At 64.6% G+C, this 19,652-nt stretch carries 18 protein-coding genes and 2 pseudogenes; 10 read left to right on the top strand and 10 right to left on the bottom strand.

Features of this window, described 5'->3' with window-relative positions; genetic code table 11:
- Nucleotides 1-3 precede the first annotated feature (3 nt).
- Nucleotides 4-942 carry a LysR family transcriptional regulator gene (locus ACFJI2_RS24720; protein ID WP_377702314.1) on the bottom strand — a complete coding sequence of 313 codons (939 nt, stop codon included), beginning with the start codon at nt 940-942 and terminating at the stop codon, nt 4-6.
- An 89-nt stretch (nt 943-1,031) separates the two neighbouring features.
- Here ACFJI2_RS24720 and ACFJI2_RS24715 point away from each other — a divergent pair, with 89 nt between their 5' ends.
- Nucleotides 1,032-1,646 carry a glutathione S-transferase family protein gene (locus ACFJI2_RS24715; protein ID WP_377702313.1) on the top strand — a complete coding sequence of 205 codons (615 nt, stop codon included), beginning with the start codon at nt 1,032-1,034 and terminating at the stop codon, nt 1,644-1,646.
- Nucleotide 1,647: 1 nt separating this feature from the next.
- Entirely contained in the window at nt 1,648-1,965 is a 318-nt protein-coding gene (locus ACFJI2_RS24710; protein WP_377702312.1) for a DMT family transporter, read from the top strand.
- A 90-nt stretch (nt 1,966-2,055) separates the two neighbouring features.
- Here the strand turns inward: ACFJI2_RS24710 and ACFJI2_RS24705 are convergent, their stop codons facing one another.
- Nucleotides 2,056-4,212 carry a S46 family peptidase gene (locus ACFJI2_RS24705; RefSeq protein ID WP_377702311.1) on the bottom strand — a complete coding sequence of 719 codons (2,157 nt, stop codon included), beginning with the start codon at nt 4,210-4,212 and terminating at the stop codon, nt 2,056-2,058.
- Between the two features lie 132 nt (nt 4,213-4,344).
- The gene (locus tag ACFJI2_RS24700; RefSeq protein ID WP_132137679.1) at nt 4,345-4,614 is read right to left on the bottom strand and encodes a GlsB/YeaQ/YmgE family stress response membrane protein; all 270 of its coding nucleotides are present in this window, start codon (nt 4,612-4,614) and stop codon (nt 4,345-4,347) included.
- A 214-nt stretch (nt 4,615-4,828) separates the two neighbouring features.
- On the opposite strand from ACFJI2_RS24700, the gene ACFJI2_RS24695 reads away from it, so the two are divergent.
- Together ACFJI2_RS24695 and ACFJI2_RS24690 are read left to right on the top strand one after the other, a co-directional pair.
- Entirely contained in the window at nt 4,829-5,404 is a 576-nt protein-coding gene (locus tag ACFJI2_RS24695) for a glycine zipper 2TM domain-containing protein (protein WP_377702310.1), read from the top strand.
- Between the two features lie 39 nt (nt 5,405-5,443).
- Nucleotides 5,444-6,631: an acyl-CoA dehydrogenase gene (locus tag ACFJI2_RS24690; protein ID WP_377702309.1), complete on the top strand. Its 1,188-nt coding sequence runs from the start codon at nt 5,444-5,446 to the stop codon at nt 6,629-6,631.
- Nucleotides 6,632-6,717: 86 nt separating this feature from the next.
- On the opposite strand, the gene ACFJI2_RS24685 is transcribed toward ACFJI2_RS24690, so the two are convergent.
- Together ACFJI2_RS24685 and ACFJI2_RS24680 are read right to left on the bottom strand one after the other, a co-directional pair.
- Nucleotides 6,718-7,347: a response regulator gene (locus ACFJI2_RS24685; RefSeq protein WP_377702308.1), complete on the bottom strand. Its 630-nt coding sequence runs from the start codon at nt 7,345-7,347 to the stop codon at nt 6,718-6,720.
- A complete protein-coding gene (locus tag ACFJI2_RS24680; RefSeq protein ID WP_377702307.1) occupies nt 7,347-10,415 on the bottom strand; it encodes a triple tyrosine motif-containing protein in 3,069 nt (1,022 codons plus the stop codon). Before ACFJI2_RS24680 ends, ACFJI2_RS24685 begins: the two co-directional genes overlap by 1 nt.
- Before the next feature lie 165 nt (nt 10,416-10,580).
- On the opposite strand from ACFJI2_RS24680, the gene ACFJI2_RS24675 reads away from it, so the two are divergent.
- The 3 genes from ACFJI2_RS24675 to ACFJI2_RS24665 are packed head-to-tail and all read left to right on the top strand — an operon-like array spanning nt 10,581 to nt 13,366.
- The gene (locus ACFJI2_RS24675) at nt 10,581-11,585 is read left to right on the top strand and encodes an alpha/beta fold hydrolase (RefSeq protein WP_377702306.1); all 1,005 of its coding nucleotides are present in this window, start codon (nt 10,581-10,583) and stop codon (nt 11,583-11,585) included.
- Complete coding sequence (locus ACFJI2_RS24670; RefSeq protein ID WP_377702305.1) at nt 11,582-12,358, top strand: SDR family NAD(P)-dependent oxidoreductase; 777 nt, start codon at nt 11,582-11,584, stop codon at nt 12,356-12,358. Before ACFJI2_RS24675 ends, ACFJI2_RS24670 begins: the two co-directional genes overlap by 4 nt.
- 18 nt (nt 12,359-12,376) lie before the next feature.
- Complete coding sequence (locus tag ACFJI2_RS24665; protein ID WP_377702304.1) at nt 12,377-13,366, top strand: MBL fold metallo-hydrolase; 990 nt, start codon at nt 12,377-12,379, stop codon at nt 13,364-13,366.
- A 52-nt stretch (nt 13,367-13,418) separates the two neighbouring features.
- Here the strand turns inward: ACFJI2_RS24665 and ACFJI2_RS24660 are convergent, their stop codons facing one another.
- Nucleotides 13,419-14,153, bottom strand: a complete 735-nt coding sequence (locus tag ACFJI2_RS24660; protein ID WP_377702303.1) for an NmrA family NAD(P)-binding protein — start codon at nt 14,151-14,153, stop codon at nt 13,419-13,421.
- Between the two features lie 83 nt (nt 14,154-14,236).
- Nucleotides 14,237-14,299, bottom strand: a pseudogene (locus tag ACFJI2_RS24655) (hypothetical protein); the annotation flags it as partial.
- Nucleotides 14,300-14,424: 125 nt separating this feature from the next.
- Here ACFJI2_RS24655 and ACFJI2_RS24650 point away from each other — a divergent pair.
- The gene (locus ACFJI2_RS24650) at nt 14,425-15,000 is read left to right on the top strand and encodes a TetR/AcrR family transcriptional regulator (protein WP_377702302.1); all 576 of its coding nucleotides are present in this window, start codon (nt 14,425-14,427) and stop codon (nt 14,998-15,000) included.
- Nucleotides 15,000-15,557, top strand: coding sequence for a TetR/AcrR family transcriptional regulator (locus ACFJI2_RS24645; protein ID WP_377702301.1), 558 nt, complete (start codon nt 15,000-15,002; stop codon nt 15,555-15,557). Before ACFJI2_RS24650 ends, ACFJI2_RS24645 begins: the two co-directional genes overlap by 1 nt.
- 22 nt (nt 15,558-15,579) lie before the next feature.
- Here ACFJI2_RS24645 and ACFJI2_RS24640 read toward each other — a convergent pair.
- Both ACFJI2_RS24640 and ACFJI2_RS24635 read right to left on the bottom strand, forming a co-directional pair.
- Nucleotides 15,580-16,267: pseudogene (locus ACFJI2_RS24640) on the bottom strand (glutathione S-transferase family protein).
- 102 nt (nt 16,268-16,369) lie between these two features.
- Nucleotides 16,370-16,951 carry an HD-GYP domain-containing protein gene (locus ACFJI2_RS24635; RefSeq protein WP_377702300.1) on the bottom strand — a complete coding sequence of 194 codons (582 nt, stop codon included), beginning with the start codon at nt 16,949-16,951 and terminating at the stop codon, nt 16,370-16,372.
- Between the two features lie 422 nt (nt 16,952-17,373).
- On the opposite strand from ACFJI2_RS24635, the gene ACFJI2_RS24630 reads away from it, so the two are divergent.
- Nucleotides 17,374-18,342, top strand: a complete 969-nt coding sequence (locus ACFJI2_RS24630) for an AraC family transcriptional regulator (protein WP_377702299.1) — start codon at nt 17,374-17,376, stop codon at nt 18,340-18,342.
- Here ACFJI2_RS24630 and ACFJI2_RS24625 read toward each other — a convergent pair.
- Entirely contained in the window at nt 18,328-19,647 is a 1,320-nt protein-coding gene (locus tag ACFJI2_RS24625) for a sensor histidine kinase (protein ID WP_377705900.1), read from the bottom strand. The two genes, ACFJI2_RS24630 and ACFJI2_RS24625, sit on opposite strands and share 15 nt — an antisense overlap.
- Nucleotides 19,648-19,652 lie beyond the last annotated feature (5 nt).

The following is a 19,652-nucleotide window of genomic DNA, read 5'->3' as shown; positions in this document are numbered from 1 at the left end:
GTTCTAACCCAGCGCTGCGCCCAGGTCTTCGTAGAGGAACTGGGTCAGCGCTTTGATGCGCGCGGTGTCTTTCAGGTCGCGATGGGTCAGCACCCACAGGCCCGTGTCGAAACGCGGATCGGGATCGGCAACGCGCTGCAGGCGGCGCTCCGGGTCTGCGAGGTGGCATAGCAGCGGTGCCATGCCCATGCCGTCGCGCGCGGCGTCCACCATGGCCAGCAGGCTGTCCACCCGCATGCGGATGCGTTCTGGGGGCACGTTCTGCGCCAGCCAGCGGGCCTGTTCCAGGTGCGCCAGCGAGTCATCCAGCCCGATCCAGTCGTGCGCCGCCCAGTCGTACGCAACCCGGTTAATCCGGGCGCCGCCGCTAACGCGGCCAGTGCCGACGCCGCGTTTGACCGCCGCCTTCAGGTAGCTGTGCGAGGCATAGATGGCGCTGGACAGCGCGCCCAGGCGGCGGCCGACCAGCGTGTCCGGCGGCGAGTTGGATGGCCGCAGCGCCACGTCGGCCTCGCGCCGGTTCAGGTTCAGGAAGGCGTTGTTCAGCACCAGTTGCAGGCGCACGCCGGGGTGGCGCTGCTGGAAGCGCGCCAGGCTGGGCATGAGCAGGCTGCGCGCCAGCGTGTCGGTGGTGGTGATGCGGATCTCGCCTTCGAGCTGCTGGTCATGCCCGGCAACGGCGCTGCGGGCCGCGGCGATCTGCTCCTCCACGCCCGCCAGGCGCGCCCGCAGTGTTTCGCCCGCTTGCGTCATCGTGTAGCCGGACTGGAACCGCTCGAACAGGCGCACGCCAAGCGCGCGCTCCAGGCTGTCCAGCCGTCGCAGCACGGTCGAGTGGTTCACGCCCAGTTCGCGCGCAGCTGCCGACACGCCGCCGCCCCGCCCCATGGCGCCGCTCAGGGCGATGAAATAGCGCAGGTCTTCCCAATCCGTACTGTGCATTTTTGCAGAACCATTTGGCAGTTTTTGCCAATTTTAATGCGTTTTTGCAGAACCTATACTGGCTCCGTCACTACACAAGGAGCCGCACCATGATCACGCTGTACACCGCCGATACCCCGAACGGCCAGAAAATCACCATCGCCCTGCAAGAGCTGGAACTGGCGCATGAAGTGCGCCTGCTCGACCTGAACGCCGGCCAGCAGCACCAGCCCGATTTCGCAACCATGAGCCCCAACCACAAGATCCCGCTGCTGGTCGATGACGGCCAGGCCATCTTCGAATCCGGCGCCATCCTGATTCACCTGGCCGACAAGGCCGGGCGCCTGCTGCCGAAGGACGGCGCGGCGCGCAGCGAAGTGCTGCAATGGCTGTTCATGCAAGTGGGCAGCGTCGGACCGATGCTGGGCCAGCTATGGTGGTTCCGCCATGGCGTTTGCGCCGCGCCGCGCAACGAGCAGGCGCTGGAGCGCTACGGCCGTGAAGTGCGCCGCCTGTACGGCGTATACGAGCAGCGCCTGGCCTCCAGCGCCTGGCTGGCGGGAGGCAGCTACAGCATCGCCGACATCGCCACCTGGCCGTGGCTGGCCTCGCACCACGAGCTGGGATTGGACATGGCCGAGTACCCGGCGGTGTCCGCCTGGCTGGAGCGCATCGCGCAGCGCCCCGCGACCAAGCGCGGCATGGCGCAGGCGAAAGGGCAGTGACATGGCCTGGCTGATCCTGCTGGCCGCCGCGCTGGTGGACATCGCGATGGCGGTGGCCTTGAAGTACGCCGAAGGCTGGACCCGTTTCTGGCCCAGCGTGGCAGGGCTGGCATTCGCCAACGGCGCCATCGCGCTGCTGACGATATCGCTCAAGCAGCTGCCGGTAGGCACAGCCTTTGCCGTCTTCACCGGCCTGGGCGCAGCCGGCGCCGCGCTGATCGGCATCGCCGCCTTCGGCGAAAGCGCCAGCCCGCTGCGCCTGCTGCTGATCGCCGCCATCATCGCCTGCATCGCCGGCCTCAAGCTGGCTCCCGCTTGATGCGCCCAGGCGAAAAAAAGCCACGCGGGCAGTCGGGCGCGCGTGGCTTTCAAAGGGCGGGGAGTGACCGCCCGAGTTAGACGCCGATGTTTACTCGGCGCCCATTTCTTTCAACAGGTTGTCGGCGTGGTCCACGTGCTTCATGTTCCACAGCATGTAGCGCAGGTCGACCTGGATGTCGCGCGTGTTGGCGTTGTTGAAGTCCCAGTCGGAGATGATGGAGTCCAGCGTGCCGTCGAAGGCCAGGCCGATGAATTCGCCCTTGGCGTTCAGCGCGGCCGAACCGGAGTTGCCGCCGGTGATGTCCAGCGTGGCCAGGTAGTTCACGGGAACGGTCTTCAGCACCGGATCGACATACTTGCCGAAATCCTTGTTCTTGATCGCTTCCAGCTGCGCTTTCGGCGCGTTGAACTCGCCTTCGCCGGTGGCTTTGGCGGCCACGCCTTTGACGGTGGTGAACGCGGTCCAGGCGGTGCCGTCGGCGGTGCCCCACGGGCGGCCGGCGATCTTGCCGAAGGTCACGCGCAGGGTGCTGTTGGCATCCGGGTAGACGGCCTGGCCCTTCGTCTTCATATAGGCGATCTTGGCCTTCATGTAGCTCGAATAGGCTTGCTGCAGGCTGCCCGCCAGTTCCTCGTCTTCCGCTTCTTCCTTCATCGCCACCTCATACATGACCACGGCGGCCTTGATGAAGCTGTCGTTCGATGCCTGGAAGTCGGCCGGCTTCTTGCCCAGCCATGCCTTGCGTTCGGCCGCGTCGCCCAGCTTGCTGCCGGCGTACAGCTTGTCGATCGCGCCCTTCAGCGCGGCCGCGTCCATGCCGTCCACGATGCCGATGGCGGCGTCCCAGTTGGCGTTGCGCTCGGCCTTCGGCATGGCGGCGTACTTGGCCAGGTGGTGCAGCACCAGCGCCTTGTCCACTTTCTCGTCGTAGTTGCGCACCAGGGCGGCCACCGACGCTTCAATGCGCTTCAGGTCGCGTTCCTGGTAGCCGGCCTTGCGCTCCACGTCCGGCTTTTGCGTTTCATTGGCCAGGCGGTACAGCGTGCGCGCGGTGTTCAGCAGGCGCGGCTGCGAATAGCTCAGCTCGAACTCGCGCTTGACGTTGGCGTCGCGCTTGGCGATCAGCTCTTCCACCTGCGCGATGCCGGCCGCGTATTCGGCCTTGCGCTTGGCGTCGCTGTTGACCCAGGCTTTCAGCTCTTCGTGCTCCCTGGTCTTGCGGGCCAGGAAGTCGCTGCCGGCGTAGGAGTCCAGCATGCCCTGGCGGTTCTTGTAGTAGTTGTTGATACCGGCCACCTGACCCGCGTATTTCAGCGCGGTGTCCTTGTTGTCCTTGGTCTCGGCAGCGATGATGGCCAGGTTGTCGCCCGACGCCTTGACGAACTGTGGATAGTTCCAGCCGAAGGTGAAGTCCACTTCCGACGGCAGGCGGTGGCGGTTGGTGCGGCCCGGATAGCCGGCCACCATGATGAAGTCGCCTTCCTTCACGCCTTCCTTGGCCAGCTTGAGCACGTGCTTGGGCACGTAAGGCACGTTGTCCTTGCTGAAGTCGGCGGCCTTGCCGTCCTTGCTCACGTAGGCGCGGTAGAAGCCGTAGTCGCCGGTGTGGCGCGGCCACATCCAGTTGTCGGTGTCGCCGCCGAACTTGCCCACGCCGGCCGGCGGCGCGTGCACCAGGCGCACGTCGCGGATTTCCAGTTGCTTGATCTTGTAGTATTCCAGGCTGCCGTAGTAGGCGGACACGGTGCAGCGGTGGCCCTCGTCCTTTTCGCACTCGGCCACCATGGCCTTCTGGTTCTTCTCGATCGCATCGCTGCGCTTCTTGCCGTTCAGCTTGGCCACTTCCGGCGTGATGATCTTGGAGGTCACGTCCACCACTTCCTTGGTCACGAAGATGCGCGTGCCCGGCGTGGCCGGCACTTCGTCGGCGAAGGTCTTGGCCAGGAAACCGTTGGCCAGCAGGTCGTTCTGCGGGGTGGAGTTATGCGCCACGCTGTTGTAGACGCAATGGTGGTTGGTGGCGACCAGGCCTTGCGGCGACACGAAGGAGGCCGAGCAGCCGCCCAGGCTGACAATGGCGCCCATCGGGAACTCGGTCAGCTGGGTCAGTTTGGACGGGTCCAGCTTCAGGCCGGCGGCTTTCAGTTGCTTGGCTACTTGTGGCAGCTGTTGCGGCATCCACATGCCTTCGTCGGCGTGGGCTGCGGTGCTCAGGATGGCGAGCGCGATCAGGGTTTTTTTCATTGAACAGAATACTCAGAGGGCGGAAAAATGCCGAGTATCCTGATGGTGTGCAATTACGTCAACGGGATTCTTAGTTGCTGTGCACAAAAAGCCAACGCTTTGCGTTGGCTTTTTGTTAATTGCGGGATGGGGCTAGCGCAAACGGCCACGGAATATCAGGTTGACTATGCCCAGCAGTATCACGGCGCCCAGGAAGGATACGAGCAGCGACAGCGCGCTGAAATCGTCCGCGTTGATCGTGCCTGCGCCGAACAGCGGCGAGAGCAGCCAGCCGCCCAGCAGGGCGCCGACAATACCAACCACCATGTTCAGCAAAATGCCTTGCTGCGCATCGGTCTTCATGACCATGCTGGCAAGCCAGCCGATGATGCCACCAATCACAATCCAGATGATAAAGTTCATAGTAATCCCCTTTACAGTTGACTGACAGGCCAACCCGGCCGGGTGGCCCTTGGGGCTATTCTCATTGCGAAACACGCGCCAGTCCGTGCGCCAGCGTACGCAGTTGCGCTTACATTTGATTACTCAGGAAACATTTTTCCAACAGCCCGATCCGTTTCTGGCGCGTTATCACCGGTATCGGCGCATCTGAGCGCCTATTTTACGGAGAAGAAAAATGGAAAATACCTCGACCAGCAACCGCATCCACCCGCTGATGGCTGTCGCCGCCGCGTCCGTCACCATCGCCAGCCTGGTTGGCGCCGCCGCGTTCGCCGGCTTGTTGCCGGGCTCGAAAGGCAGCGTGGAGAGCGCGCCCGTCACGGCAGCCGTGCAGGGCAGCGCGCCGGCCGAGTTGAGCGCCACCGCACCGGGCGCCGTGCCTGCGCCGGCCGCGAATGCGCTGGCCGCGCAGCCGGTTGCAGCGCAGCCGGCCGCAGCGGCCCCGGCGCCGAAGCAGGTCGTGCATCACAAGACCGTGGTGCATCATGAGTACGCGAAACCGGCTCCGGTTCAGGAAGCCGCGCCGCAGGTGGCACAGCAGCCGGCCCAGGCTCCGGCTCCGGCAGCGGCGCCGCAGAACAGCGCGCTGGGCATCGGCATCGGCGCCGTGGTGGGCGGCCTGGTGGGCAACCAGGTGGGCGGCGGCAAGGGCCGCACGCTGGCCACGGTGGCGGGCGCCATCGGCGGCGGCTACCTCGGCAACGAGATCGCCAAGCGCAACCAGGCCAGCTCGGCGCCCGAGCAGAAATAATGCGAGAATGTTGGGCTTAGCTACTGTGCCTGGCCCAGCATGACCGACTCCGCCGCATCCCCCACCGCCTCACCATTCACCGCCGCTGCAAGTGCCGCTGCCAATGCCGCAACGGTTGCGGGCCGCGCGCCGGGCGGCGGGCACGCGGTTCCGCTGGCCGCGCGCGATGCGCGCCGCATCGCGCACTATGCCGCTGCGGCGGACGCCGCGCGTTTCCTGCATCCCGTCCAGCAAGCCTTGCTGCACCGGCGCGGCTGGCTGAAGCTGCTGGCGCCGCGCGCGTGCGGCGGCGCCGAGCTGGCCCTGCCGGAGGCGGTGCGCCTGGAGGAAGCGGTGGCCGCCATCGACGGCAGCATGGGCTGGGTGCTGACGCTGTGCGCCGGCGCCGGCTGGTTTGCCGGCTTCCTGCCGCCGGACACCGCGCGCGCCATCGTCGGCACGCAGCGGGTCTGCGTGGGCGGCAGCGGCGCGCCGACCGGCTACGCCGACGCGGAAGGCGAGGGCTACCGCATCAGCGGCCGCTGGGACTACGCCAGCGGCGCCCCCATGGCCACCCATTTCACGCTGAACGCCGTGCTGCGCGCACACGGCCAGCCGCTGCTCGACGAGCACGGCGCGCCGCGCATCCGCGCCTTCATCGTGCCGGCCGCGCAGGTGCAGATGGTGCCGTCGTGGGGCAGCATCGGCATGCGCGCCAGCGCCTCGCACAGCTACCGCATCGACGGCCAGTGGCTGCACCGCGACCACGGCTTCACCATCAGCGCCGCAACGGCCACGGCGGACGGACCGCTGTACCGTTTCCCCTTCTATTCATTGGCTTTCGTCACGCTGGCCGCCAACATGGCCGGCATGGCCGCGCACTTCATGCAGCTGGCGCGCCCTGCGATCAGCCGCCGCAAGCATTCCATGACCGGCCTGCCGCTGCTGGAGGCGCCCGGCGTGGCGGCGCTGCTGCAAGCCAAGGAGCAGGCGTTCGCGGCCGCCCGCGACCACTTTTATGCCGTGCTGGACGCAGCCTGGGCGCTGGTGGCGTCGGGCGCGCAACTGGACGGCGGCGGCATGGCCGGCCTGCAGGGCGCGTCGCTGGCCCTGGTGGCGGTGTCGCGCCAGGCGGTGGACGAGCTCTATCCCTATTGCGGCCTGTACGCCGCCAGCGAAGCGAGCGACATGAATCGTGTCTGGCGCGATTTTCACACGGCCAGCCAGCACTCGCTGCTATTGCCCTGAGCCTTGTGCGCGGTAAAGACAGTGCCCTCGGGGGACCAGCAGCATCGGCAGACCTGGTGAAGATCGGCTCGATGATCAGCTGATGATCAGAGCTGCATGATGCCGCGGCGTACCGCGATCGCCACGGCTTCCGAGCGGCCACTGGCGCCCAGCTTGTCCAGGATGTGCTTCATGTGCGCTTTCACCGTTTCTTCTGAAATGCATAGCTGAGCGGCGATGTCCTTGTTGCGGTGGCCGCGCGCGACTTTGGACAGCACCTCGATTTCACGCGCTGTCAGGCCGGACTCGCCGGTGTAGTGAGCAAGCTGCGCGGCCACGTCCGCCGGTATGCATCGCCTGCCTTGATGGGCCTGGCGGATGATGGCCGTCAGCTCGTGCGGCAGGGTACTTTTAAGGACGTAGCCCCGCGCGCCGCCGCGCAGGCAGCGCTGGATGTCCACGTCCCCTTCCGCAGTGGTGAAGACGATGACGTTCGCTTTCTGATCCTCCGCGCGGATTGCCATCAGCACTTCGATACCGCTGATATCCGGCAGACGGAGATCGAGCAGCGTAATGGCCGGCCTGTGCTGGCGGTATAGTTCCAGCGCTTCCCTGCCGTTGGCCGCTTGCGCCACAACATACATGTCGGGCTGATCGTTGATCACCTTCGACACGCCTTCGCGCATCAGCGGATGGTCATCGACGACCAGCAGGCTGATTTTGGCGGGTCCGCTCATCACTCGGGTCCTTTTGCGTCATCGGTGGCAAGCTGCCTGCGCGCGAAACACTGTGCGACCTTGGCCGAGACGCGTTTCAGCATGCCGTAGGGTGGTGTCGCGTACGCCATCTTTCCCGGAACGGCCAGTTCCACCACCGTGCCGCCGTTCGGCCCGCCAGCAATGCTCAACTTTGCATGGATACGGCAAGCCCGCTCCTGCATGCCCAGCAGGCCGAAGTGCCCGGGCCGGCCGTTACTAGCGATATCAGGTGCAATCCCCGCTCCATTGTCGGAGATACGCACGATCAGCTTATGCGCGTAAACCAGCACTACTCGCAGCGCATCCCCGCCTGAATGCCGGAGGCCATTGAGGATGGCTTCGTTCCCGATGCGATAAACCTCTTCGCGCACGATGGGATGCAGGTCGCGCGGCTTTCCTTCAACAGACACCGTAAATCGCATCGAAGCGGGGACGCCGAGCGATTCGGCGGTGCACTGGAATGCCTGGGCAAGGTCGTTCTTTTCCACAGTGGACGAACGCAGGTCGTTCAGTGCCGCGCGCGCCTCCGTGGTCGCCTTCGCGAGCCAGTTGGAGATGCTGACGATAGCCTCGTTGAGTTCAGCCGGTTTTTGGGAGGCCGCACCGTGGCGCGCGTGGTCGGCAATCAGCTTGGTGGCCTGGATCGATTGCAGTATGGTGTCATGCAGCTCCGCTGCAAGCCGGGTGCGCTCGGCGGTCCGTTCATCAAACCGCGCGGTCAGGGCCGCTGCAATTTGCCGCACCCTGATACGGTATGCCAGATAGAAAAACATGACGGTCACGGCAGCGGCCAGGGCACGAAACCACATGGTCTGATAATACGCCGGAGTAATGCTGAAATTGAGCGCTGCCCCAGTTTCGTTCCAGACGCCATCATTGTTGCAAGCCATCACGTTGAAGCGGTAGCTGCCCGGCCGAAGATCATTGTAAAACGCCTGGCGCCGGTTGCCCGGTTCTTGCCAGGCGGCGTCATGCCCATCAAGCTTGTAACGGAATTTGACCTTCTGGGGCAGTGCGTAGCTCAGCGCCACGTAGTCGATCTGGATGTCTTTCGTCAGGGCGGGCAAGCTCATGCCGTTCGTGGGTGCGTAGCGCTTGCGGTCTGCGGTGATTGCTTCGATATGTACCGGCGGCGGGACGCGGTTATCCGGCAAGCGGCGCGGATCGATGACCTGCAAGGTCCGGTCATTGACAAACCACAGCCTGCCATCGGTCGATTTTGTGACCTCGGGAGAGAAGGGCGATGAACCCGCGACGTAACCGTCCAGCAAGCCGAAAAGCCGGAACTTGAGCGAGGCATTCGGACTGCCCCACCAAGTGTTCAATTCCGAGGCGGAGATGGAGATCACACCGCAGCTCGCATAGACCCAAAGAGTGCCGGCATCGTCTTTGATCACACTGTAGGCACGATCGCAGGGCAGTCCGTTACGGCTGTCCATGAGGCGTAATCCGTTGTCCTTCCAAAGTGCAATGCCACGCGAGGTTGCTGCCCATAATGAGCCGTCCCGCTCCGTCCACATCCCGCCAATGCCATTGTCACTCCCTGCACTGGCCACGACCGTCATTTTTCCGCGCGTGTAGTGCTGGAGGATTCCGCGCGCTCCCCCGATCCATACTCCCTCGCGGACGTCAGCCTTGATCGCCCGGCCCATCGCGGACTGCGGGACCGGAATCGATTCGAGTACTTGCGCGCCCCGGATTTTATGGAGTGTTTGCGGACTGCCAGTCGTCACAGCCCAAATGTTCTGCGCTCCATCCTGCACAATGCTGATGACGACGCCGAGCGCGCTGCCGTCGGGTTGGGCCACTATCCGAGAGCGGCCTTCCTCTCTCACCACCAGATTCACATCGACGCCATACCATAGCCTGTCCCGGTGGTCGATCAACAACGCCGTGATCTGCTTGCCCAGCAGGTCCTTCTCAGTGAGCGAATGGAGACGTCTGTCGTCCTTCAGAAAATCCAGCGCGTTGCCATTGCCGACCCAGAGCCCACCGTCGCGCGTGGCGGCCACGCTCGCCACATGGTCGCCGCTTAGTCCCTGCTGAGCGGTCAATGAGATGACCGGTAAATCGCGGAAGCGGTCGATGCCTTGCGATGACGCGACCCAGATATTCCCTTCGCGATCTTCAAACAACGCATCCGGGGACTCGCTGGCCAGTCCTTCGTGCCGGCTGAAATGATCGACCGCGCTGTCTTGCACGTGATAGATGCCGTCGCGGACAGTCGCCACCCACAGACCTCCTGAGCGGTCGGCATGCAGGGCACTGACAGCCCAGGCTGTCCCGTTGGCATCGTGCGCCCGGAAGCCGCTCCATGCGCCGTCCTGCAATCGCTGTAGCCCGAGTCCTTCGCCGCTTTGGCCCACGCCGACCAGGACGCTTCCGTCGGCCTGGCGCAGCAGTGCCAGGACACCGGTCGCGCCCGATGCGGTGGCGAGGGACGGCGGCAAGTGCGGCTTGGTCTGCTTGGGCGTCCAGTGGTAGACGCCATGAACCGTACCCAGCCACATTCCCCCAGAGCCGTCCTCGGCGACCGCTGCCAGGCCGTCCTTTTTGAATGGAAGACCGTCCTTTGCGCCGAAACAGGCCATGGCGGCCTCGGAGATGCGGCAGAGCGGCGCGTCGTCCGGAGCGACCAGCCTGGACTTGGCGATCCATACGCTGCCGGCGCTGTCTTCTACGATCTGGTTGATTTGTGCGCGGAGGGGATACTTCTTCGAGATGCCATTCTTGACGCGATACAGCCAGCGGGGCGTGCCGATCCATAGGCTGCCATCCCGCGCTCCCATCAGACTCAGTATGGCGCATTCGCAGAGGGCGTCTCCCGCCGGCGCCACCCAAGGCACAAAGCGCGCGCCATCGAAGCGGACCAGGCCTCCCTCGGTGCCCATCCAAAGGTAGCCATCGGTCGTTTGTGCTATGGCATGGGGTATGCCTGGCAGTTCGCCATCGGCCATGCGCCATGTCGTATGGGCGTATTGCGAGACTGAGCGGTTTGGATCGAGGGCACGGGCGGTGCGGGCAGGCAGCAAGGACAACAGCAGCATCCCTAGCAGCACCAAGCAGCCACCCCAGCGCGAAGTTAGCACCATGTTCCCATCTCTGTGAGAGGCAGTTCTACTGGGTTGTTGCAGTCTAACATTGAAATTGTGACATCGGGGTGGCAAAAAGATTACCCTTTCACGGGATAGCCGCCAATCGAGGGCGGTGACATGATCGGCTCAGGTTTTCATGTTTCGCAAACAAAGGAGCTGATGATGAAACGGTGTTTGAGAGCGGTATTCATGTTGCTGGCCCTGAGCGGCCCGTCTTTTTTCAACGTCGCCATGGCGGCCGGACAGAAAGTGCCTGCACTGCCGTCGAGCTTCAAAGCGCGCACGGTCAAGGCGCCCGATGGCACGTCGATTTTTGTCCGCGCGGGCGGCACCGGTCCTGCCGTGGTGCTGATCCATGGCTATGCGGAGAACAGCGACTCCTGGGGACCGCTGGCGGCCGACCTGATGAAGGACCATACCGTGATCGTGCCCGATTTGCGCGGCATCGGACGTTCGTCCATTCCGGCCAGCGGCTACGACAAGAAAACCCAGGCCGGGGACATCCGCGCAGTCGTCGAGGCCCTGGGCCACGACAAGACGGCGGTGGTGGCGCACGATATCGGCAATATGGTCGCCTATGCCTACACGGCGACTTATCCCGACAAGGTTGAGCGGTTGGCCGTCATGGATGCGCCGATTCCCGGCATCGGCCCCTGGAACCAGATCCTGCAGAACCCCGGGGTGTGGCATTTCAATTTCAACGGACCGGATGCGGAGCGCCTGGTGGCGGGCCGCGAACGGATCTACCTGAACCGCATCTGGAGCGCCTTCTCGGCCAGCCCGGATCAACCCAGTCCTGCCACGAAGGATTTCTTCGCGAGGACCTATTCCCGTCCCGGCGGCATGCGCGCCGGCTTCGCCCAGTTCGCAGCATTTAGCCAGGATGCCCAGGACAATCTGGCCTTTGCCAAGACCAAGCTGACCATGCCGGTGCTGGCCATGGGCGGAGAAGAATCCTTCGGCGCCATGCAGGCGCAGATCATGCGGGAAGTGGCGGTCAATGTCCAAGAGTCCGTCATCCAGGGATCGGGCCACTGGCTGATGGAAGAGAAGCCGGCCGAGGCGGTGGCAGTGATCCGCCAGTTCCTCGACAGTCCGTCCATGAAAGGTGGTCAGCCATGAACCTCGAACTGGCAGGAAAAACCGCGCTGGTCACCGGCTCCACCGCCGGGATCGGCCTGGCCATCGCCACGCGGCTGGCAGGCGAGGGCGCCGACGTGATCGTGAACGGCCGCACCGAAGAGCGCGTCAGCAAGGCGATGGCCGCCAGCGGCGCCGCGCATGGCCTGGTGGCGGACCTGGCAAGCGAAGGAGGTTTTCGGTTATGCATGGAACGCTTTCCGAAAATCGATATCCTGGTGAATAACCTGGGCATTTTCGAGGCCAAGCCGTTCGGCGACATACCGGACGCCGACTGGCGCCGCTTTTTCGAGGTCAACGTGCTGAGCGGCGTAAGGCTGTGCCGTCACTATCTCGCCCCGATGCTGGAGCAAAACTGGGGGCGCATCGTCTTCATCTCCAGCGAATCGGGCCTGCAGATACCGACCGAGATGATCCATTACGGCATGAGCAAGACAGCACAGCTTGCCGTCTCGCGCGGCCTGGCGGAAACGACCGCAGGCAGCGCCGTGACAGTCAACGCGGTCTTGCCAGGGCCTACCAAATCGGAAGGCGTGACGGCCTTTGTGGACCAGATGGCCAAGGAGGGCGGCCAGGGCAGGGACGAGGTTGAGAAAGCGTTCTTCCGGAACGTGCGGCCCACATCGATCCTGCAGCGTTTTATCGCCCCCGATGAAATCGCGGCGGTCGTCGCATTCGTCTGCAGTCCCCTGGCCGCCGCGATCAACGGCACGTCACTGAAAGCGGATGGCGGCGTGGTCCGCTCCATAGCGTAGAGTCCGGACGGTACCGACATGAAAATTCTTCACATCATCGCGATAGCCGGGGCATTGCTGGCCACGCAGGGGCGTGCCGCCGAGCCCATCTGGGACGGCAACAAGGTCGACATGGCCGGCGACAAGCTTGCTGACGGCGTGTACGCGTACTACGCCAGCAATGCCAAGGAGCTCAATGCCAGGGGCGGCGCTGCCGCGACCAGCGGCGGTCTCATCGTCGGCAGCAAGGGGGCGCTGCTGGTCGACACCATGCTGAACAAGCGCTTGAACGGCCAGGTGCAAGCCTTGAGCGAGCAGCTTGGCCACAAGCCCATCCTCTATGCCGTCAACACCAGCTCGCACGGCGACCATACCTACGGCAATATGTATTTGCCGGCGAAGACCATCATCATCCAGCATGAGCAGACGCGCAGCTATATATCCGGCCACCTGGACGACGACAAAGCATTCATGATCAAGAATTTCGGAACCGGGCGCGGCATTGAGCAAATCCGGGCGCGCGCGGCTGATTTGCTGGTTGCGCCCGGCGGCAAGGTAACGCTGGACTTGGGCGGCAAGACGGTCGACATCATCGACTTCGGCTTTGCGCAGACGGGCGGCGATTTATGGGTGTGGGAGCCGCAGGCAAAAGGCCTATGGACAGGCAACGCGGTGATTGCCAAAAAGCCCGCGCTCCCCTGGCTGCTTGATGGCCATCTGGTCGCCACGCTGGACACGCTGCGCCGGGTGCATGCCTTCCTGCCGGCCGATGCCCGCGTTGTTCCGGGACACGGCGTGCCGATGGGCAAAGAGGACATCAAGTGGCATATAGATTACCTCGATAGCGTCCGCAGCCAGGTGCAAGCTGCGGTGGATAAAGGGCTGGGCCTGGATGAAACGGTCAAGCAGGTCGCCTTGCCGGAATTTTCCGGCTACGTCCTCTTCGATTGGGGCCATCCCGCCTTGAACGTCCCCGCAGCCTATAAGGATTTAGGCGCGAAGCTGCAACAGCTTGTTCCGCCCAATTGAGAGCCTGGCCATCGCTCTTTGCCGCATTACGCCTGGAACGCCGCGGCGCCGTTTACTCGAATGCGGCGCGGTGTTTGGCGACGAACTGCTGCACGGTCATTGGGGGGATGCCGGTCAGTTTGCCGATAACGCTGTCCTCGCCTTCGAATACGCCGTTGCAGCAATCGGCCGCCACCTCGCACAGGTGCTGGATGATGTGCGGCCACAGGCCGCTGGCAGCCAGGCGCCTGCTGTACTCCTCCATGCCGATGGGCTGGTAGCGCACGTCGCGGCCCAGCGCTTCGCCAACCGCAGCGGCGATGCCGTGTTCATCCATCTCGACCGGCCCGTTCAGCACATAGGTCTTGCCCCGGTGCGGCGCAGGATCGGCCAGGATGGCCGCAATGGCGCGGCCCTGGTCTTCCGCCGCGATCGGCGCGTGGCGGCCGGCGCCGAACGGCAGCTTGATCACGCCCTCGCTGCGCAGTTCGGCCCGCACATGCGGATACAGCAGCCATTCAGCGAAATAGGTCGGCCGGATGTGGGTCACGCCCGCGCCGGACCAGTCGAAGACGCGCTCGGCGATCCAGTGGTCGCGCGCTGCGTTGCTGAGCGAATCGCGGCGCGCCGATATCTGCGACATGTTGACCACCGCTTCCACGCCGGCTTCCTGCACCGCCTGCGCGAAGTAGGCCGTCGCCTGCACCAGCCCGTGCTTGATCGGATAGATGAAATAGGCGCCCGCGACGCCCTCCAGCGCGGCGCGCACGCTGCCGATATCGAGCAGGTCGCCCGGCACCACTTCCACGCCGCGCGCGCGCGCAGCGCGGCGGCGCGCTCGTCGTCGTTGTGCACGAAGGCGCGCACCGCCAGGCCGCGCGCCAGCAGCGCGTCCACGGTGTGGCCGCCGGTGTGGCCGGTGGCGCCGGTCACGAGGTATGTTTTCGAATCCATTGCAGTTTCCTTATCAAACACCGTCATCCTGAAATTTAGATGTCGCGTGAAATCCAATTAGATATCAGGTAACATCTAAATGTCAAGCGGCTGCTGCGCCGCGGTTTTGGAAAGAAGCACAGGCAATGAGAAAATCGAGAGCGGAAACGGCGGCCACGCGCGAGCGCATCGTGGAGGCGGCGGCCGGGGAGTTCCGCCGCAACGGCATCGGCGCCACGGGGCTGAGCAATCTGATGGGGGCGGCGGGGCTGACGCATGGCGGCTTCTACAAGCACTTTGCGTCGAAGGAGCAGGCGGTGGCGGAGGCCTGCGCCTACGCCATCGAAGAAATCGGCGAAACGCTGGGCGCGGCGATGGACAAACGCGGCGCCAAACCGGCGCTGCACGGGGCGGTCAACGCCTATCTGTCGGTGGACCATCGCGACAATGCCGGTGCCGGCTGCCCGTTCGCGGCACTGGGGGCCGAGCTGGCGCGCGGCAGCGAGCCGGTGCGCGAGGCCGCCAGCGCCGGGCTGGAAGGCTTGATTGCCCAGCTTGCGGCGCGCCACGCGGAGCCTGGGTCCGCGCAGGCATCGACCGAGGCGGTGCTGACGCTGTCGTCCATGATAGGTGCGCTGGTGCTGTCGCGCATCGTCACCGACGACAAGCGTTCCAGGGACATCCTCAAGCAAATGCGCTTGCATCTGACGCAGGGCGGCTGATGGATACGCGCGAACAAATCTTGGCGGCAGCGCGCAAGATGGTGCAGGCGCGCGGCTACAACGCGTTGAGCTTTCGCGATATCGCCGCCAGCGTCGGCGTCAAGAGCGCCAGCGTGCACTACCACTTTCCCACCAAGGGCGACCTGGGCGCGGAACTGGCGCGCCGCTACACGGCGGACGGCGTGGCCTATCTGGACGAGCTGCTCGCTTCAGGTGGGGACTGGCGCGCCATCCTGCGGCGGTACACCGGCATTTTCCGGGCCGCGCTGGTGGACGGCAACCGCATGTGCTTGTGCGGCATCATGAGTGCGGAACATGAAGACCTGCCGCCCGAAGTGCGGCAGGAGGTGGACGCGTTCACCGAGGCGAACCTGGCCTGGCTGGCGCGCCTGCTGGAGACGCGCCGGCCCGGTACCGGCGGCGCCGAGGCGCAACAGCGCGCCATGGCGATCTTTGCCGCCGTCGAGGGCGCGCAGCTGGTGGCACGCGGTCGCGGCGACCCCGCAGTCTTCGACGCGATCCTGGCCGGCTACGAGGCGGCGGGGCTGTTCAGCTAAGGCCTGCTCAGCTAAGGCGTGCTCAGAAGCCCAGGCGCGCCAGGTCTTCCGCTTCGAAACCCTGGCCGCTGCGCCGCTTCACGCTGGGCAGCTCATGCACCCTGGCCTGCCAGGCCAGCAGCGCGCTGCATTCCGCCGGCACCGCCAGTCCTGCCGCACCGGCGAACATCAGGCCTGCCGCCACGGTGATATCGGCCATAGAGAAGCGTTCGCCCGCGACAAAGGGCTGCGCGCGCAGCACGCTGTCAAAGTAACGCATGCCGCGCAGCGCGCGTTCGCCTTCGCGCTGCCCCCATTCCGCCCGCGCGCCCCATTGCGGACTCTTGTGCGCTTGCAGGGCCGCGCCCAGGCCCGGCGTGGCGTGGTGGAAGTAAATCCCCACCGGGTCCAGCAGCTCGGACTCGGCGCGCCGCTGCATCATGTGGATCAGGCCCTTCTCGCGCGGCGTGGCGCCGGTCAGCACGGGCTTGCCGTCGAGATTGTCCAAGTACTCGGTGATGGCGGTCGATTCGGCCAGCACGGTGCCGTCGTCCAGTTCAAGCGCGGGGATCACGCCCAGCGGGTTCCTGGCGAGATAGGCGGGGACTCTTGTGCTCGGCGCCGATCAGATCGACGCTGACAAACTGCACCAGGTGCTCCAGGCCTTTCTCGGCCAGGACGATACGGATGCGGGCGGTGTTGGGAAAGCCGGAACGGTCATACAGTTTCATCATTCACTCCTAGGTTGTCTATCTATCGATAGGTAGATAGTGTGGCGATGGTACGGCAGGAATTTAGATGTTGTCAATCATATTTATGCGGCTGTCTTTAATTCACTTCGGCGACGCAAGTAAAATTTGCTCGAAGGCGGCGAACACGGCGGGGTCGAAATGGCCTTCGCGGGTCCAGTCCGCCATGCGGCGCAGCGCCTCCGGCCGGCTCCACGCGGCCTTGTAGGGACGCGGCGAGGTGATGGCGTCGTACACGTCGCACACGGCGCACATGCGCGCTTCCAGGCTGATGGCTTCGCCGCGCAGGCCGGACGGATAGCCTTTGCCGTCATAGCGTTCGTGGTGGTGCAGGCACACGTCGAGCACGATGGCGGGCAAGCCCCCGGCGGCGCGCAGCAGGGCGTGGCCGGCCACCGGATGCAGCTTGACGGCCTCGAACTCGGCCGGGCTCAGCCTGGCGGGCTTGTTCAGGATGTCGGACGGCACCGTGGCCTTGCCGATGTCGTGCAGCAGGCCGGCCAGGCCGCAGTCGCGCACCGCGCCAGCCTCCATGCCCATGTGCCGCGCCAGCGCCAGCATCAGCGAACCCACCGCCACCGAATGCGCATAGGTGTAATCGTCTATGGTGCGCAGCCGTTCCAGGCAGCGCAGGGCGCTGGTGCTGAGCGTAATTTCCTTGAGCATATCTGGATTCTTTTAATGCATCAGACCAGTATCAAGGCGATCACAAGCAAGCCCCACAGGCAGGCTCTTATAAGAATCATCGAATTGATCTATTGCGTGGCGGCTTAATGGTGGCGCGGCCCGGTTAATTGACGAGATTTGTAAATTACAATTTCAATTTGTGAATTGTTTAAGTCGGGGTGCTATAATTTTTCTCTGAATCAGTTGGCGCTGAATTGCAAAATGACCAATATACTTCCTTTTGGGAAATGTTCATAGGTCATTACCGGACATTCTTCAGGTCAGTTCAGGACAGGTAACAAGAAATGAATCAGTCAGTCAACGCCAGCCAATTGCTTCAGGATTCCAGCCCGTCCATTGTCGCCCCGTCCCCTTACAGCCAGGGCGTCCGCTTTTATCCGGCCCACCTGGTGGTCTTCCTGTTGGCCGAGCTGGCGCGGCGCGGCGTACCGGCGCAGCTGGCGCTGGCTGGCAGCGGCATCGGCGAGGCGGAGATGCGGGTGGCCGCCACGCGCTTCTCCGTGCTGCAGATCATGGCCGTGATCCGCAACGCGATCCGGCATGCGCCCGGGGTTGCGCTGCAAGTGGGTACTTGCTTCAATACCTCGGCCTGCGGCATTTTCGGTTTTGCCATCCTGAGCAGCCCGAGCCGCAAGGCGCTGCTGCAGACCGTCCTCCGATACAACCGCCTGATCGACCCGCTGACCAGCTTGCGCTACGCCGGCAGGGACGGCTGGGCCGTCTGGGAAATCGAACCCAGCCTGGCCTGCGCGCCGACCGATCCTTTATACCGGTTTGTGGTCGAATTAAAAATGTCGTGTTTTAAAGCGATGGGCCGGGATTTATATGGCGGTGATTTTGAATTAAAGCGTATCAGCGTGCGCTTTCCGTCGCCGCCCCACGCCGATGAATACAAGGGCATATTCGACTGCGATATATTATTTGACCAGGAAAGAAATGAAATCGTTTTCAGGGAAATATTAACCAATAAGGCGCGCCCCGAAGCGGATGCGATTACGCATGCGATGATGCTGGAATTGTGCGAACAGGCCTTGCAGAAGATGACGCGCAATGCCACGGCGGCCGGCGCGGTGCTGATGATATTGCTGGGCTGTTCCGGCGTCTTTCCGAATATAGACGAGGTGGCGCGGGAATTGGCCGTCAATGCCCGTACCTTGCGCCGCCGGCTGGAAGCGGAGGGCACCAGCTATAGCGAAATCCTGTCGCGCCACCGCATGCAGCTGGCCCTCAGTTATTTAAGGACCAGCGAGCTGAATAATAATGAAATCGCGGCGCGGCTCGGTTATAGCGATGCCACCAATTTCAGGCGCGCTTTCGTGTCATGGGCGGGCGCGCCGCCCAGCCACTTCCGGCCCTCACACCTTGCGTAGCACCAGGCGCGCCTCCAGGCCGCCGCCGTCGCGCTGGTGCAGCGTGAGCGTGGCGTCCATGGCTTGCGCCAGCTGGCGCGCGATGGCCAGGCCCAGGCCGGTGCCGCCGGTGTTGCGGTTGCGCGAGGTTTCCAGCCGCACGAAAGGCTCGAACACCGCTTCCAGCGATTCGGCCGGGATGCCGGGGCCGCGGTCCAATACAGAGATGGCCAGCGCGCCCGCTTGCGGCGTCACCACGATTTCGGCGGCGCCGCCGAACTTGAGCGCGTTGTCCACCAGGTTCACCAGCACGCGGCGCAGCGCCTGCGGGCGCGCCATCAGCGCGCCGCCGGCCTTGCCTTCCAGCGTCACGTCGTGGCAGGCGTCGCGGTAGTCGGCCAGCATGCTGTCGAGCAGGGCGTCCGGATCGATGCGGCGCGGCTCTTCGCCGGTGCCGTGCAGCGTGCGCGCGTACGCCACGCCTTCCTTGACCAGCGTTTCCATCTCGTGCAGGTCCTGCTGCAGCTTGGCGTGCTGGGGCGCGTCGTCCATCATGTCCACCCGCAGCCGCATGCGCGTGATCGGGGTTTGCAGGTCGTGCGAGATGGCGGCCAGGATCTGCAGGCGCTCGGTCATATAGCCGGCGATGCGGTCCTGCATGGCGTTGAAGGCGCGCGCGGCGCGGGCAACTTCGGACGGGCCGGTTTCGGGCAGGCGCTCGGCTTTCAGGTCCGGGCCGAGCGCATCGGCGGCCTGCGCCAGCTGGTGCAGCGGGCGGGTGGCCAGGCGCACGGCGAACCAGCAGCAGGCGGCCAGCACTGCCAGCTGCAGCGTGAGCAGCAGCGGCAGCCAGCGCGACAAGGGGATGCCGGGCATGGGGGTGATGTCGATGGTGAGCGGCGAACCGTCGCTCAGGCGCAGGTGCACTTGCAGGCGCTCGCGCTCGCCGGGCACGGCGTTGGCGGTCAATTCGTAGGTGGTGCCGATGCCCTCGGCGATGGAGGCCGCCACGCGGGCCGACAGGGTGGCGTCCGGCGCCACGCCGGAGACGCCGGGTTCGAGCATGAAGTGGTAGCTGCGGCGCGCCAGGCGCGGCAGCCAGGCCGGGCGCTCGGCGGCAGGCAGGCGGTCGAGCAGGGCGACCGAGCTGGCCACTTCGCGCTCGATGTAGCCGACCATCACGTTCATGGTGGCCTGGTTGCGCTCTGTCATGGTGAGCCAGAACGAGGCGGCGTTGCCGGCCGCCAGGCCCACGAACAGGATTAGCGCCAGGCGGGCGAACAGGGAGCGCGGCCAGCGCAGCGGGCTCGATTCGCGGCCTTCCAGCACCG

The organism is Pseudoduganella sp. UC29_71 (assembly GCF_042693265.1).
GTDB lineage: Bacteria > Pseudomonadota > Gammaproteobacteria > Burkholderiales > Burkholderiaceae_D > Rugamonas.
This window is presented reverse-complemented; position numbering and strand designations above follow the sequence as displayed.